The organism is Nocardiopsis sp. CNS-639 (genome assembly GCF_000381685.1).
In the GTDB taxonomy this organism is placed as follows: Bacteria; Actinomycetota; Actinomycetes; order Streptosporangiales; family Streptosporangiaceae; genus Nocardiopsis; species Nocardiopsis dassonvillei.
The window spans coordinates 13,344-27,054 of the sequence record NZ_KB906855.1 but is presented as its reverse complement, the minus strand read 5'-3'; the positions used below and the strand labels follow the sequence as shown (position 1 = coordinate 27,054).

At 74.8% G+C, this 13,711-nt stretch carries 12 protein-coding genes; 5 read left to right on the top strand and 7 right to left on the bottom strand.

All coding sequences use genetic code 11. The features are described from left to right. Nucleotides 1–111: 111 nt before the first annotated feature. Nucleotides 112–1,455 (top strand): MFS transporter, encoded by a 1,344-nt coding sequence (locus G011_RS0102680; protein ID WP_026337954.1) that lies wholly within the window; start codon nt 112–114, stop codon nt 1,453–1,455. A 60-nt stretch (nt 1,456–1,515) separates the two neighbouring features. Here G011_RS0102680 and G011_RS0102675 read toward each other — a convergent pair whose 3' ends face one another. Then, complete coding sequence (locus G011_RS0102675) at nt 1,516–2,454, bottom strand: 2-hydroxyacid dehydrogenase (protein ID WP_231391363.1); 939 nt, start codon at nt 2,452–2,454, stop codon at nt 1,516–1,518. A gap of 70 nt (nt 2,455–2,524) precedes the next feature. Next, on the bottom strand, nt 2,525–3,511 hold the full coding sequence (locus G011_RS0102670) for a hypothetical protein (RefSeq protein ID WP_019607099.1): 987 nt from the start codon (nt 3,509–3,511) through the stop codon (nt 2,525–2,527). Between the two features lie 244 nt (nt 3,512–3,755). On the opposite strand from G011_RS0102670, the gene G011_RS0102665 reads away from it, so the two are divergent. Continuing rightward, the gene (locus G011_RS0102665) at nt 3,756–4,328 is read left to right on the top strand and encodes a pyridoxamine 5'-phosphate oxidase family protein (protein WP_026337952.1); all 573 of its coding nucleotides are present in this window, start codon (nt 3,756–3,758) and stop codon (nt 4,326–4,328) included. Between the two features lie 97 nt (nt 4,329–4,425). On the opposite strand, the gene G011_RS0102660 is transcribed toward G011_RS0102665, so the two are convergent. Then, nucleotides 4,426–4,977, bottom strand: a complete 552-nt coding sequence (locus tag G011_RS0102660) for a transcriptional regulator (protein ID WP_013153289.1) — start codon at nt 4,975–4,977, stop codon at nt 4,426–4,428. A gap of 136 nt (nt 4,978–5,113) precedes the next feature. Between G011_RS0102660 and G011_RS0102655 the strand changes: the two genes are divergently transcribed. Together G011_RS0102655 and G011_RS0102650 are read left to right on the top strand one after the other, a co-directional pair. Beyond that, nucleotides 5,114–6,349, top strand: a complete 1,236-nt coding sequence (locus G011_RS0102655; protein ID WP_019607097.1) for an MFS transporter — start codon at nt 5,114–5,116, stop codon at nt 6,347–6,349. A gap of 44 nt (nt 6,350–6,393) precedes the next feature. Further along, nucleotides 6,394–7,155, top strand: a complete 762-nt coding sequence (locus tag G011_RS0102650) for a phosphotransferase (RefSeq protein WP_019607096.1) — start codon at nt 6,394–6,396, stop codon at nt 7,153–7,155. Between the two features lie 303 nt (nt 7,156–7,458). On the opposite strand, the gene G011_RS0102645 is transcribed toward G011_RS0102650, so the two are convergent. Beyond that, the gene (locus G011_RS0102645) at nt 7,459–8,157 is read right to left on the bottom strand and encodes a class I SAM-dependent methyltransferase (protein ID WP_019607095.1); all 699 of its coding nucleotides are present in this window, start codon (nt 8,155–8,157) and stop codon (nt 7,459–7,461) included. Between the two features lie 576 nt (nt 8,158–8,733). On the opposite strand from G011_RS0102645, the gene erm reads away from it, so the two are divergent. Beyond that, a complete protein-coding gene (gene erm / locus G011_RS0102640; protein WP_019607094.1) occupies nt 8,734–9,534 on the top strand; it encodes an ErmE/ErmH/ErmO/ErmR family 23S rRNA (adenine(2058)-N(6))-methyltransferase in 801 nt (266 codons plus the stop codon). A 78-nt stretch (nt 9,535–9,612) separates the two neighbouring features. Here the strand turns inward: erm and G011_RS0102635 are convergent, their stop codons facing one another. The 3 genes from G011_RS0102635 to G011_RS0102625 all read right to left on the bottom strand — a co-directional run bounded on the left by G011_RS0102635 (nt 9,613) and on the right by G011_RS0102625 (nt 13,439). Continuing rightward, the gene (locus G011_RS0102635) at nt 9,613–10,437 is read right to left on the bottom strand and encodes an alpha/beta fold hydrolase (protein ID WP_019607093.1); all 825 of its coding nucleotides are present in this window, start codon (nt 10,435–10,437) and stop codon (nt 9,613–9,615) included. Nucleotides 10,438–10,556: 119 nt separating this feature from the next. Continuing rightward, nucleotides 10,557–12,404 (bottom strand): malto-oligosyltrehalose trehalohydrolase, encoded by a 1,848-nt coding sequence (treZ, locus tag G011_RS0102630; protein ID WP_019607092.1) that lies wholly within the window; start codon nt 12,402–12,404, stop codon nt 10,557–10,559. A 192-nt stretch (nt 12,405–12,596) separates the two neighbouring features. Further along, nucleotides 12,597–13,439, bottom strand: coding sequence for a putative RNA methyltransferase (locus G011_RS0102625; RefSeq protein ID WP_064972184.1), 843 nt, complete (start codon nt 13,437–13,439; stop codon nt 12,597–12,599). Between the last annotated feature and the right edge of the window lie 272 nt (nt 13,440–13,711).

The following is a 13,711-nucleotide window of genomic DNA, read 5'->3' as shown; positions in this document are numbered from 1 at the left end:
CAGACGGACACAGAGAACGCACACGTCCATATAGTGAGACAAATGTTTCATACAGTGGCGAGCGAGGCTAGCATCCAGCCATCCGCACCCACTGACCTGGAAAGAAGTCCCATGACGGACGTCGCCCCACGCGCACCAGAAGAGGCCGAGCCACCGGCCAATCCCAAGAGGAAGGTCCTCACGGCCAGCCTCGTGGGGACGTCCATCGAGTTCTACGACTTCTACATCTACGCGACGGCCGCGGTCCTGGTCTTCCCCGCGCTGTTCTTCCCCGAGGGCGACATGCTGGCGGCGCGGTTGCAGTCGCTGGCCACCTTCGCCATCGCCTTCGTCGCCCGCCCCATCGGCTCCTGGGTGTTCGGCCACTTCGGCGACCGCGTCGGGCGCAAGGCCACCCTGGTGGCGTCGCTGCTGACCATGGGCATCGCCACCGTCGGCATCGGCCTGCTGCCCACCTACGCGCAGGTGGGCGTCCTGGCCCCGCTGCTGCTGGCGGTGTGCCGCTTCGGCCAGGGCCTGGGACTGGGCGGGGAGTGGGGCGGCGCGGCCCTGCTGGCCACAGAGAACGCCCCTCCCGGAAGGCGCGGCTTCTACGGCTCGTTCCCGCAGCTGGGCGCGCCGATCGGGTTCTTCCTCGCCAACGGCGTGTTCCTGCTCCTGAGCCAGTTCATGAGCGACGCGACCTTCCTGTCCTGGGGCTGGCGCGTGCCGTTCCTGCTCTCGACCCTGCTGATCGTGATCGGCCTGTGGGTCCGCCTGACCCTGCACGAGACCCCGGCCTTCGCCAAGATCGTCGCCTCGGGCGAGCGGGTCAAGTCGCCGATGGTGGAGGTGTTCCGCACCAACTGGCCCGCCGTGGTGCTGGGCACGCTGATCATGCTCGCCACCTACGTGCTGTTCTACCTGATGACCGTGTTCTCCCTGGGCTTCGGCACCGACCCGGTGGCGGGCCTGGGCTACGACCGGTCGCAGTTCCTGGTGTTCCTGCTGGTGGGCGTGGTGTTCTTCGGAGTGTTCACCCCCGTCGCGGGCCTGCTCGCCGACCGGTTCGGCCGCAAGCCGGTCCTGCTCTGGGTCACCGTCGCGATCATCGTCTTCGGCTTCGCCATGGGCCCGCTGATGGGCGGCGGCGGCACGGTCGGCGTGCTGGCCTTCCTCATCGTGGGACTGAGCCTGATGGGCCTGACCTTCGGCCCGATGGCCTCCGTGCTGCCGGAGCTGTTCCCGACCAAGGTGCGCTACACCGGCGCCTCGGTGGCCTACAACCTGGCGGGCCTGCTGGGCGCCTCGTTCGCCCCCTACATCGCGACGTGGCTGGCGGGCACCCTGGGACTGAACTGGGTCGGCGGCTACCTGGTCCTGGTCGGCGCGATCACCCTGGTGGCGCTGCTGGTCAGCCGTGAGACGCGCGACGACTCCCTGGACGACACCCCGGTGCGGGTGACCGGCCGCTAGATCGTCCGCCCCCACGGGGACGGGCCGGGCGAGCACATGCCGCCCGGCCCGTCCCCGTCCTCACACGATCCGGTGCGGCAGCTCCCGGCCCCGGACGAAGGCCTCCACCGCGGCCGCCCAGACCCGTCGGCGCCGTTCCTGGCACTCGCGGGTGTTGGCGGCGAACCGGGAGCTGAGCACCAGGTTGTCCAGCGGCGGGTAGGGGTTGCGCTCGCCGACCAGGTCCAGCCCCGCGCCCCGCAGGCGCCCCGCGCGCAGCGCCTCCGTCAGCGCCCCGGAGTCGACGACCTCGTTGGGCGAGATGCTCACCAGGACCGCCGAGGGCTTCATCAGGGCGAGTCGGGCCGCGCCCAGCAGGCCGTGGGTGGCCGTGTCCAGCGGCAGGGTGAGGAAGACCGCGTCGGACACCGCCAGGAGCTCGTCCAGCTCCACCTGGACCGAGCCCTCGGCCCGGCGCGGACTGCGGTTGGCGTGGACGGCCGCCATACCCAGGCCGCGCACCATACGGGCCACCCGTGCGCCGATGCCGCCCATGCCGACGATCCCCGCGGTGCCGCCCGCGAGCTCCATCCCCTGCTCCCCCGCGCACAGCAGGTCGCCCGACCGGACGCGGGCGTGGACGGGCACGACCCTCTTGGCCACGGCCATCATCAGCGCGACGGCGTGCTCGGCCACCGCCGCGCCGGTGTACCCGGCGGTGTTGCACACGGCCACGCCGCGCTCGCGGCAGTACTCCAGGTCCACGTACTCCACGGCCGTGGTGGTGGCCACCACCAGCTCCAGCTCGGGCAGCAGCCGCAGGTTCTCCGCGCCCAGGTCCGTGTAGGTGGTGACCAGGACCCGCGTGTCCGGGCGGCGCCGGAACTCCTCGGCCGGGTCCAGGCCGCCGTCGGCGGTCTGGACCCAGTGCGCCTCCAGCGCGTCGGACAGGTGGTCCAGGGTGTCGGTGGGAAGGGGGTGCCGGTCGTTGAGCACGAGACAGCGGACGGGCCGGGTCAAACCGTTCCTCCAGGGGGTGGTGGGGTGCGCGGTCGCGGTTCGGGCCTGGGCGCCGCCGCCGACCGGGTGTTCAGGGCCGGGGAGCCGACGCATCGCCCAGGACCTCCCCGACCTCCTTGTAGCGCTTCCAGGCCAGGCCGCGCAGGAACTCCTCGGCCCCCTCGCCGTGGGCCTCCCAGACGTCGGGGGCCCACTCCTGTTCCAGGTTGCGCCAACCGGTGAGGGGATACAGGTGCTGGAAGGGCGGCGGCGGGGGCATCTCCGCCGCCACGCGCTCGGCCAGGGAGGCCAGACGCGGGCGGTCCACCTCCCCGACCAGTGCCAGGGCCTCGGCCAGGTCGGTGTTGCCGCCGCCCAGGCCGTACCCGTGGAGGGAGCCGTCCACGAGGTCGAAGCCCGCCTCCAGCGCGATCCGGGAGTTGGCGACGGCGTGGCCGAGGTTGTCGTGGCCGTGGAAGCCCGCCAGGCCGGGCCAGGCGGCCCGCACCCCGGCGAAGAGTTCGGCGGCGTGCTCGGGCAGCAGCGCGCCGCGCGAGTCGGCCAGGTAGAGCCAGTCGGCGACTCCCGCCCGGGCGACGCGCTCGGCCGCCTCGGCCAGTTCCCCGGGTTCGTAGGCGGTGACGCTGATGAGGTTGAGCGAGCAGGTGACGCCGGTGGCGCGGACGGCCTCCGCCGCGGCGAGCACGTGGTCCAGCCTCTCCACGAGGCAGGTCAGGCGGACCACGTCGAGCACCTCGGCGCGGGGCCGCAGCAGGGCGGCGACCTCGTCCGGGCTCCTGCCGTTCACACCGAGCATGGCGACGACGCGGGCCGGTCCGGCGTCCTCGCCGACCTGGCGCAGCAGGTCGGGCGCGCACCGGAGCGTGGGTTCGCGCCCGGGATCGTCGCTGATGTAGCCGACCTCCACGTAGGGTACGCCCACCTCGCCGAGGACCTTGGTGTGCTCGCGCACGGTGGCGTCGGTGAAGCGCCAGTCGTTGAGGTAGCCGCCGTCGCGCAGGGTGACGTCCAGGATCCGGGGTCGCCGGGGTTCGGCGTCGGTGTGTCGAGCGGGCACGTCATGCCTCCTGACAGGCGCCGGACATTCACCCTAAGTAAGTTGACCGCTACCCAGGGGAATCAAACATCCCGTCCCGTCCGGGGACGCCCCGGGCCGCCCCGGCTGTTTGCGCTGGTCGCCCCGGGGGGTAGTCGGGGAGCGGGGACCTTCGCCGACGACGCGCGGGCCGCGTCCCCGGGCCCGCGAACCGCGCCGACGGCGGAGGGAGGACACGGGGGCACTCTTCTCGGGGGAGCTAGCGATGGCTGGATCAGAGGGCGCCGACCGGATGAAACCGCCGCCGGTCTCGGTCACGGGACCGGTCGCGCCGCCGGAGCAGCGGGGGCCGTCCGACGAGTACGCGGGGACCGACCGCCTCGCCGACGAGCAGGAGCTGCTGGAGGGCGCCGACATCATCGAGGGCGACGACGGGGCCAGCTTCACCGTCCTGGAGCGCCAGACCTGCTTCAACCTGCTGGCCACGCGCGACATCGGGCGCGTGGCCTTCACCATCGAGGGGGACGCGGCGCCCACGGTGCTGCCGGTGAACTACACGATGGTCGACGGCGGCATAGTGTTCCGCTCCACGCTGGCCGGGGCCATCATGCGCCACGCGCGCGGGTACGCCGCCTTCCAGGTGGACAGCCTCGACGAGGAGCGCCGCGAGGGGTGGAGCGTGCTGGCCAGCGGGCCGTGCGCGTGGATCCGCGACGCCGCCGAGCTGGCGCGCCTGCCGCAGGGCGACCTGCCCCGGCCCTGGGCCGAGGGGGCGCGCGACCAGGTCCTGAGGATCACGCCCGGCAGGCTGAGCGGACGGCAGATCCACCGGCGCTGACCCGGCGGCCCGGCCCGGAGGGGTTCGGAGGCCGCCACAGGACCCGACGGGCACCGGGGCGGGCCCGGAACCCGCCGCCGCGCGGCCCGCGCGGCGGTCAGTCGGCGGGGCGGTGCAGCAGGAACGCCCCGGCGTAGACGGGCCGGTCCGCGCGCTGGCCGTCGGTGGCCACGTACTCGTCCAGGACAGCGACGATGCGGCGGTCCAGCTCCGCCACCTCCTCGTCCGACAGGTGCAGCACGAAGCGCGAGTAGGTGCGCACCGACTCCGGTCCGGCCTCGCTCAGCTCCTGCTGGAAGGCCTCCACCGGCGCGACGGCGGAACCGGCGTCGGTGTCCAGAAGGGGGCCGTCCAGCCACCAGGTCTCCCCGGTGGCGCGGTAGGGCTTCTCCAGCGCACCGCTGGCCCCGGTGCGCACGGGCGCGGGCAGCAGCAGGCCCGCGTCCACGAGCTGGCGGACGTGGTACAGGACCGTGCCCGGGGTGACCTCCAGGCGGTCGGCCAGTTCCTTGTTGGTGAGCTCCCGGGTCAGGCAGAGCCGCAGGATGCGCACCCGCAGCGGGTGGGCCAGGGCCTTGGCCTCCTGGACCGTGGCCGGTCGTCGCGTGCGCGGGCGGCGGGCGGTCCCGCTCTGTTCCGGTTCTCCCATGTCCCGAGGGTAACAACGGTCAACTTCCGGCAATCGATTGAGTTTTCTCAATCGATCTGCCATTCTCGACCGCATGACGGAAGCCAGCCCCCCGCACACCCCTCCCCCTGCGGTACCGCACCCGCGCCCCGCGCCGATGGGCGCCGCCTTCTGGAACCTGTGGACCTCCTCCGCCCTGTCCAACCTCGCCGACGGCGTCCTGAAGACGGCGCTGCCGCTGGTGGCGCTGCGCTTCACCGACTTCCCCGTCCTCATCGCCGGGGTGACGTTCGCGCTGACCCTCCCGTGGCTGTTCTTCGCGCTCCCGGCGGGCGCCCTGGCCGACCGGCTCGACCGGCGCCGGACGATGCTCGGCGCCAACCTCGCCCGGGCGCTGCTGCTCGGCGTCCTGGCGCTGTCCCTGGCCCTGGACCTGGGCTCGGTCTGGCTGCTCTACGCGGTGGCGCTGTGCGTCGGGGTCACCGAGACCCTCTACGACACCTCGGCCCAGTCGATCCTGCCGCAGGTGGTCGGCCGCGACCGGCTCCCCCGGGCCAACGGGCGGCTGCACGCCGCCGAACTGACCGCGAACCAGTTCCTCGGGCCTCCCCTGGGCGGCCTGCTGGTGGCGGTGGGCGCGGCGGCGGCCTTCACCGCCCCGGCGGCCCTGTGGCTGGTCGCGGTGGGCGCGCTGCTGCTGGTACGCGGCCGGTTCCGGACCGCGCGGACCGCGCCCGCCACCCTGCGCGCCGACATCGCCGAGGGGCTGCGCTTCCTGTGGCGCGACCGGATCCTGCGCTCGTTCGCGGCGATGGTGGGCGCCAGCAACTTCGCCAGCAACGCGGCCTTCACCGTCTTCGTGCTCTTCGCGGTGGGTCCGGACTCGCCCATGGGCCTGTCCGAGCCCGCCTACGGCCTGCTCATGACCGCCGTCGCCGCGGGCAGCGTGGTGGGCGCCCTGTGCGCCGGGCGGATCGAGCGGCTCTTGGGACGCGCCCGGGCGCTGCGGACCTGCGTGCTGACCTTCGCCGTGCTCGTGGGCCTGCCCGCGGTGACCGCCGACCCCGTCCTGGTCGCGGCGGGCTTCTTCGCGGGCGGGCTGGGGATCGCGGTGTGGAACGTGGTCACGGTGTCGCTGCGCCAGCGGATCACCCCCGATCCCCTGCTCGGCCGGGTGAACAGCGCCTACCGGCTGCTGGCCTGGGGCACCATGCCTCTGGGGGCCGCCACGGGCGGCCTCCTCGCGGAGTTCCTCGGACTGACCTGGGTGTTCGCCTCCATGGGGCTGCTGTGCCTGGGGCTGCTCGCCGGACTGGCCCGGTTGGACGACGCGTCCCTGGCCGCCGCGGAGCAGCGGGCCGACGAGGCCCGGCAGGCCCCCGGGGACCGGTGAAAACCGGTGGACTCCCCCGCCCGCGCGGTGGAGCATGGGAGACCATGACCCCACCCGAGGAAGAGGTGCTGGAGGGCGGCAACGTCGCCGACCAGGTGGTGCGCGTGGGACGGACCGTGCGCAAACCCTGGCGGCGCTCCTCCCCTTCCGTGCTGCTCCTGCTCACGTACCTGCACGCGTGCGGCTACGAGGCGTCCCCTCCCGCGGTCGGCAGGGACGAGCGGGGCCGCCAGGTGCTCGGGTACGTGCCGGGGACGATGGCGGACCGGATGGCGCCGATGACGGAGGGGGAACTGCGTCGGCTGGGCGGGACGATCCGCCGCCTCCACGACCTGACCGCCGCGTACCGGCCCGCGGAGGAGCCGGTGTGGGAGGTGCCCATCCCGCACGAGCGCGAGGAACTCGTCTGCCACAACGACCTGGCGCCGTGGAACCTGGTGCGCGACGGCGACGCCTGGACCTTCATCGACTGGGACTGCGCCGGTCCGGGCACGCGCATGGGCGACCTCGGATACGCCGCGCACGGGTTCGTGCCGCTGCACGAGGGCGGGGACCCCCGGCGCGACGCGCGGCGGCTGCGCGCCCTGGCCGACGGGTACGGGTGCGACGGGGCCCAGCGCCGTGAACTGCCCGACGCGGTCCTGGGACGCGTGCGCGGCATGTACGACCTGTTGACGGAGGGCGCGCGGACGGGTGAGCAGCCGTGGGCTCGCCTGCACGCGGAGGGGCACGCCGACCACTGGGGACCGGCGTCGGAGTACGTCGAGCGCAACCGCCGGCTGTGGCGGGAGGCGCTGCTGCGCTGACGGAGACCCCGCGCCACCCGCCGACCCCCGCGGACGCGACGCCCACGGCCCCGACCACGCCTTCCGCCCGGACACCGCCCTCAACGGACGTGGCGGACAGGCCCCCACCCCCTCCGCCTCGCCCCGTGGACGCGAGCACACCCCCGGCGCCCTGCGGGTGTGAGCGTGGTGTTGGCGTGGGTAGTGTGGGGCATCGAGGGCCTTCCGGTTCGGTGGTAGATGTCGCAATCCACACCGATACCGGAGGCCCTCTTTGTGTGTGTCAGGCGGGGTGGGTGTCACCAACCTCCGTGGTCAGTACAGCTAGGACGCGGTCCACACGAAGGCCGCCGAGATCGGGTGGCCCCGGAACCTCTCCCACGTGGGCTTGGCCGCCACCCAGGTGTCGTCCACGGTGCCCTCCGCCATCTCGGCCAGCCGCCACCCCGCGGCCGAGGCGGCGCGGACGTGGTCGCTGATGAGGTGGACGTGGGTGGTGATGGCGATGTCCTCGCCGGAGGCGTCGGTGTAGTGGGTCGGCATCCCCGAGACCATCGAGAACTGCGGGTGGTAGGCGACCAGCACGCACGTCCCCCCGGGCCGGACGAGCCGCCGGGCCTCGGCGTAGAAGGGCGCCAGGTCCGGCAGGTGCTCGTCGATCAGGGAGGCGATGACCAGGTCGTAGGCGGCGCCGGTCAGGCCCGTGTCGCGCACGTCGCCCCGGGTGAGGCTGTCGTGGGCGCCGCGCCTCTCGGCCAGGGCCAGCATGCCGGAGCTGAGGTCGACGCCGTCCACGCGCCCGGCCCCGCGGCCGCGCAGCCACGAACCGGTGCGGCCGGTACCGCATCCCAGGTCGGCGGCGCGGGCGACCGCCGACCAGTCGGGGACGGTGAGGCCGTCCAGGAGGGCCAGGTCCATGGCGTCCAGGACGGAGTCCTCGTAGGTGTCGGACCAGCCGTCGTAGCCGGTTGCCACGTCGACGGTGCGGTAGTGGCGGGTGTCGAAGTCCGCGAAGTCGGGCATGGGGGTGAGTATGGCGCGGTCGGGCCGGGCGGGGCGAACCCTTTTCGGGCGGACCCGCCGGTGGGAAAACCGGTTGCCGCCGCCGCGGGCGTGCTCCTAGGTTGGTCGCCATGTGCTGCTTCCAGGCGATCATCTGCCGGGCCCACGCCTGGCCGGTGAGCTGCCACACCCACGTCGTCCGGCCCCGGTCCCCGCACCTGGGCCGGTAGTCCGCCGCCCCGGCCGCCGGGAACCCCGCCCGCGGGGTCCGTCCGGCCCGCCGGGAACCCGCCCCTTCCTTCCCCCGCTTCGCGCGCGTACCCCACCGCGTGTCCGGACGGTGGGGGGAGGGGTGCGCCGTCCGCCGCCGTTGGCGCGGGCGCGCCCACGCGCGCCCGCACGGCGGTCGGCCCGGCGATGACCACGGACGACACCTCCTCCTTCCCGTGTGACCCTCCGGTCCAGGCACAGTCGCGTCCCTTCTTTCCTCGGACGGGCTGCCCGGACCTCCTTTCGCGTTGTCGCGCGCCGTGTGGCGCGCCCGTCCGTGCCGCCCGTCCTCGTCGGCCACCGCAGGGTGGCTGGAACGGACCTTCCGTGGCACGTACCGAACGCTCACGTCGCACGGGTGCCGGTGACAACCGGCGCCGCTTCTCCCAGAACTTCCTCGCCGACCCGGGCGCCGCCCGCCGCGTGGTGGCCGTGTCCGGGGTCGGCCCGGCCGACCTGGTGGTGGAGGTGGGTCCGGGCGAGGGCGCCCTCACCCGCTTCCTGGCCCCGGCCGCCCGCCGCGTCCTGGCCTACGAGATCGACCCGCGCCTGGCCGAACGGCTCTCCGTGCGCTACCGGGACCCCGCGAGCGGGGTGCGGGTGGTGCGGGCCGACTTCACCCGGGTGCGCCCGCCGCGGGGCGAGTTCCACCTGGTGGGCAACATCCCCTACGCGCGCACCGCCGACATCGTGCGCTGGTGTCTGGACGCGCGGGGCCTGGCCTCGGCCACCCTCGTCACCCAGCTGGAGTACGCGCGCAAGCGCACCGGCGGGTTCGGTCGGTGGAGCCGGTTGACGGTGCTGACCTGGCCGGAGTGGTCGTGGTCGCTGGCCGGGCGAATCGACCGGCAGCGGTTCCGGCCGGTGCCCCGGGTGGATTCGGGCATCCTGGTGCTGCGCAGGCGCCGGACGCCCCTGGTGGACCCGGGGCGGATGAACGGCTACCGGCGCCTGGTCGAGCTGGGGTTCGGGGGCGCGGGCGGATCGCTGGGCGCGTCGCTGCGCCGCGCCCACCCCGCCCGGCGGGTGGACCGGGCGCTGGCCCGGGCCGAGGTCGCGCCGAACGTCCCCGTCGGGCACGTGGACCCGGGGCAGTGGCTGGAGGTCTTCCGGGCGCTGGAGGGCTGAGCCCGCGCGTCACGCGACCGCCACGACGGCGAGGAGATGGTGTTCACCGGGCCGGTCGGCCGACCGGCCCGGGTGCCCTCAGCCCAGGAAGTCCAGGAGGGCGGCGGTCAGCTCGGCCGGTGCGTCCTCCTGGACGAGGTGCCCGGCCCCGGGCAGGACGCGCAGCCGCGCCCCGGGGATCGCGGCGGCGAGCCGCCGGCCGCGGTCCAGGGGAAGCCAGGTGTCCTCCTCGCCCCACACCACCAGCACCGGCAGGTCGAGGTCGGCGTAGGCGTCCTCGACCTCGGCGGTGTGGCGCTCGTCCGCCTGCGCGATCTGCCGGTAGAACGCGGGCTGGCCGTCCGCGCCCAGCCAGGGGCGCACGAGCGCGTCCAGGACGTCGCCGCGGGGTTCGCGGTGCGCGGCGGAGGAGACGTAGGCGCGCACCAGTGCCTCGTGCAGGTGCGGGGGCAGCGCGGCGAACACGTCGGCGTTGGCGTTGACGAGGCGGAAGAAGTCGCTGCCCCAGGGGCGGACGCTGACCGCGTCGACCAGGGCGAGGCGGTCGTAGGCCGCCCCGTCCAGGACGGCCGAGCGCAGGGCCACCGCGCCGCCGAAGTCGTGCGCCACCACGGCGGGGCGCTCCAGCCCCCAGTGGTCGAGCAGGGCTGTGAACGCGGCCTGCTGGGCGGCCAGCGACACGTCCTGCCCCTCGTGCTTGGCCGAGGCCCCGTAGCCGGGCATGTCCCACACGTGGACGGTGTACCGGGCGCTCAGGGCACGGGCGACGTGGCGCCAGACGTGGGAGGAGAAGGGCGTGCCGTGCAGCAGCACGACCGGGTCCCCGTCCCCGAACCGGGCCCAGCGCACGGTTCCGTTGGGAGCCTCGAAGCTCCGGTCGAGTGTCCAGGAGTCGCCGCTCATGTGCTGCCTTTCCGTCATGGGGTCGCGGGCCGTACCGAGGTTAGGGGGCCGCGGTGACGTTCCGGCGCTCCCGGGCGGGCCCGCGCGCGGGAGCGCACCACCGCGCCCCGCCCGGGCGGCTACACCCTCAGGACGGCGAAGCACTCCCCCGGCACGGTGACGGTGGACCCCGCGGTCCTGGGCTCGCCGTTGGCGAGCAGGAGTTCGCGCGGGACCGCGTCCAGCTCCACCTCGGCGCCGTCGGCGTCCAGGTTGCACACCACGCGCAGGCTTCCCCGGGTCAGGACGAGCCGGCGTCCGCCGCCGCCCGCCTCGACCGAGGAGCGGTCCAGGCGCGGGTCGGACAGCTCCGGTTCCACGCGCCGCAGGGCGATGAGCGCCCGGTAGGTGTCCAGGACCAGCCCGTGCGGTTCGCGTCCGGGCTCGGACCAGTCCAGGACGGCGCCGTCGCGGGTGGCCGGGTCCATGGGGTCGGGGATCTCCTCCTCGGCCCACCCCAGCGCGGCGAACTCGCGGCGGCGGCCCTCGCGCACGCCCCTGACCAGGTCGGGGTCGGTGAAGGAGGCGAAGAACGGCCAGGGCGTGGCGGCCCCCCACTCCTCCCCCATGAAGATCATGGGGGTGTAGGGGGAGCACAGCACCAGCGCGGCGCCGCAGGCGAGCAGACCCGGGGAGAGGTGTTCGCCCATGCGGTCGCCCCGGGCCCGGTTGCCGATCTGGTCGTGGGTGCTCAGGTAGGCCAGGAAGCGGCTGCCGGGGACGCGCGCGGTGTCCACGGGCGCGCCGTGGGTGCGGCCGCGGAAGCTGGAGCGGGTGCCCGCGTGCCAGAACGCTCGGGTGAGCACGGCGGGCAGCGCCCCCGGGTCGGCGAAGTCGGCGTAGTAGCCGTGCGTCTCCCCGGTGAGGGCGACGTGCAGGGCGTGGTGGAGGTCGTCGGACCACTGGGCGGTCATGCCCAGGCCGCCCGCCTCGCGGGGCAGGACGGTGCGAGGGTCGTTGCGGTCGGACTCGGCGACCAGGGACAGCGGCCGGTTCAGGGCGGTGGCGAGGGCGTCCACCTCCTCGGCGAGTTCGGCCAGCAGCGGGGTGGCGCGGTCGTCGCGCAGGGCGTGCACGGCGTCCAGGCGCAGTCCGTCCAGGTGGTAGTGGCGCAGCCAGTCCAGGGCGTTGTCCAGGACCGTGCGGCGGACCGGGTCGGAGTCGGGGCCGTCCAGGTTGAGGGAGGGGCCCCAGGCGTTCTCGCCGCGGAAGTAGGGGCCGAAGCGGGGCATGTAGGCGCCCGAGGGGCCGAGGTGGTTGTAGACCACGTCGAGCAGGACGGCCAGGCCGCGGCGGTGGCAGGCGTCGACGAGGGCCTTGAGGGCGTCGGGGCCGCCGTAGGGGTCGTGGACGGCCGCCCACAGGACGCCGTCGTAGCCCCAGCCGTGGGTGCCGTCGAAGGCGTTGACCGGCATGAGTTCGACGTGGGTGACGCCGAGGTCGACCAGGTGGTCGAGGTGGTCGGCGACGGCGGCGAGGGTGCCCTGGGGGGTGAAGGTGCCCACGTGGAGTTCGTAGACGACGGCGCCCGCGAGGGGGCGCCCGGTCCAGTCGGCGTCGGTCCAGGCGAAGGCGGCGTGGTCGTGGACGCGGCTGGGGCCGTGGACGCCGTGGGGCTGGTGGAGCGAGCGGGGGTCGGGCAGGGGCTGGGGGTCGTCGTCCAGGAGGTAGGCGTACTCGGTGCCGGGCCCGGCGTCCTCGACGCGGACGCGCCACCAGCCGTCGTCGTCGGGCCGCATGGCGACGTCGCGCTCCCCTGTGTCTCCGCGTCCCGGCGTGCCGTCGCGCTCCGCGGTGCCGTACAGGCGCAGGCGGACGCGTTCGCGGTGGGGCGCCCACACGGCGAAGTCGCCGCGGACGCCGACCCCCGCGACGGCGGGGGCGGCGAGGGCGTCGGACGTGGTCGGGGTGGTCTGGGCTTCGCTCACGGAGGGTGGTCTACCCGGCTTGCGCGCCCGCCATCCGCGGCTGCCGGTGTTGCCCGGACCTGCCCGTTTCGGCCGCCGCGCCCCTGACGACGGGTCCGGGGAGGACTCCTGCGACGGACCGCCCCCTGACCGGCGGCTCCCCCGGCCCCGGGAGGGCCCGCTCCCGGCAGGAGCCTTCTGGGAGGGCCCCGCTCAGCGGAGCGGGCGGTAGAGGTGCAGGCGCACCGACGCCGTGACGGCCGCGGGTTCGGGCAGGGCGGCGATGCGGGCGCGCAGGTCCCCCGCGTCGATGTGGCGGGCGCTGGGCCCCATGCCGACGACGGTGGCGGCGTCGGCGTGGTCCAGCTCCATGGTGAAGCGCAGGTCCTCGGCCCCGGCGGGGGCGAAGTGCCCGTGCAGCGAGTCGGCGAGGCGTTCGTCCTTGCGCGGGTCCACCTCCAGCAGGCCCAGCGGCCCGCGCAGTTCGGCGAGGTGGTCGGCGGCGGGGACGAGGACCAGCAGTACCCCGTCGGCGCGCAGCACGCGGTGGAACTCGGCGGCGTTGCGCGGCGCGAACACGTTGAGCAGGGCGTCCGCGGAGCCGTCGCGCAGCGGCAGGCCCCGCCAGGCGTCGGCGGTCACGGCGCCGCCGCGCTCGTGCGCCCTGGCCGCCTTGCGGGCGGCGAACTTGGAGGCGTCGGCGGTCAGCCCCACGGCGTCGGGCAGGGCCTCCAGCACCCGGGTCAGGTGGTGCCCGGTCCCGCCACCGATGTCGGCGACCAGCGGGGCGGGCGCGGTGAGCTCACGGGCCAGGGCGGCGGCCAGCGCGGCGGAGATCGGGGCGTGGTGCCCGGCCTCCTGGAACCGGAGGCGGTCGGCGACCATCTCCCGGCTGTCGCCGGTCCCGGGCGGCGTGGCCCCGGTGAGCAGGCTCGCGTACCCCTCCTTCGCCACGTTGAAGCTGTGCCCCGCGTCGCAGGAGAGCCCGCGCTCGCCCGGGTCGAGCCCGCGTCCGCAGGAGGGGCAGGCCAGGGCCGCCGCGACGGCCGCGGGCATGCGCAGCCTGGGGCCGGTGGTGTGTGGGGTGTCGGTACGCGCCATGATCGCGGCAAGCCTACCCGCGCTCCGAAGGGGCCGGGGCGCGGCGGCGCGACGCCCCGGTCTCCTCCGATGCGCCTCCCCGACCGCTCCACGCCGCCGTTCGGCGAGGACCGCCTCCCCACGGACGGCGGTCCCGTGCTCGCGGCGGCCCCGCGACGCCCGGCCGGGCCGCCCATGTCAGTCCGGCCGGGAACGACCGCCGCCGCGCGGCCCCGGTCCGGCACGGG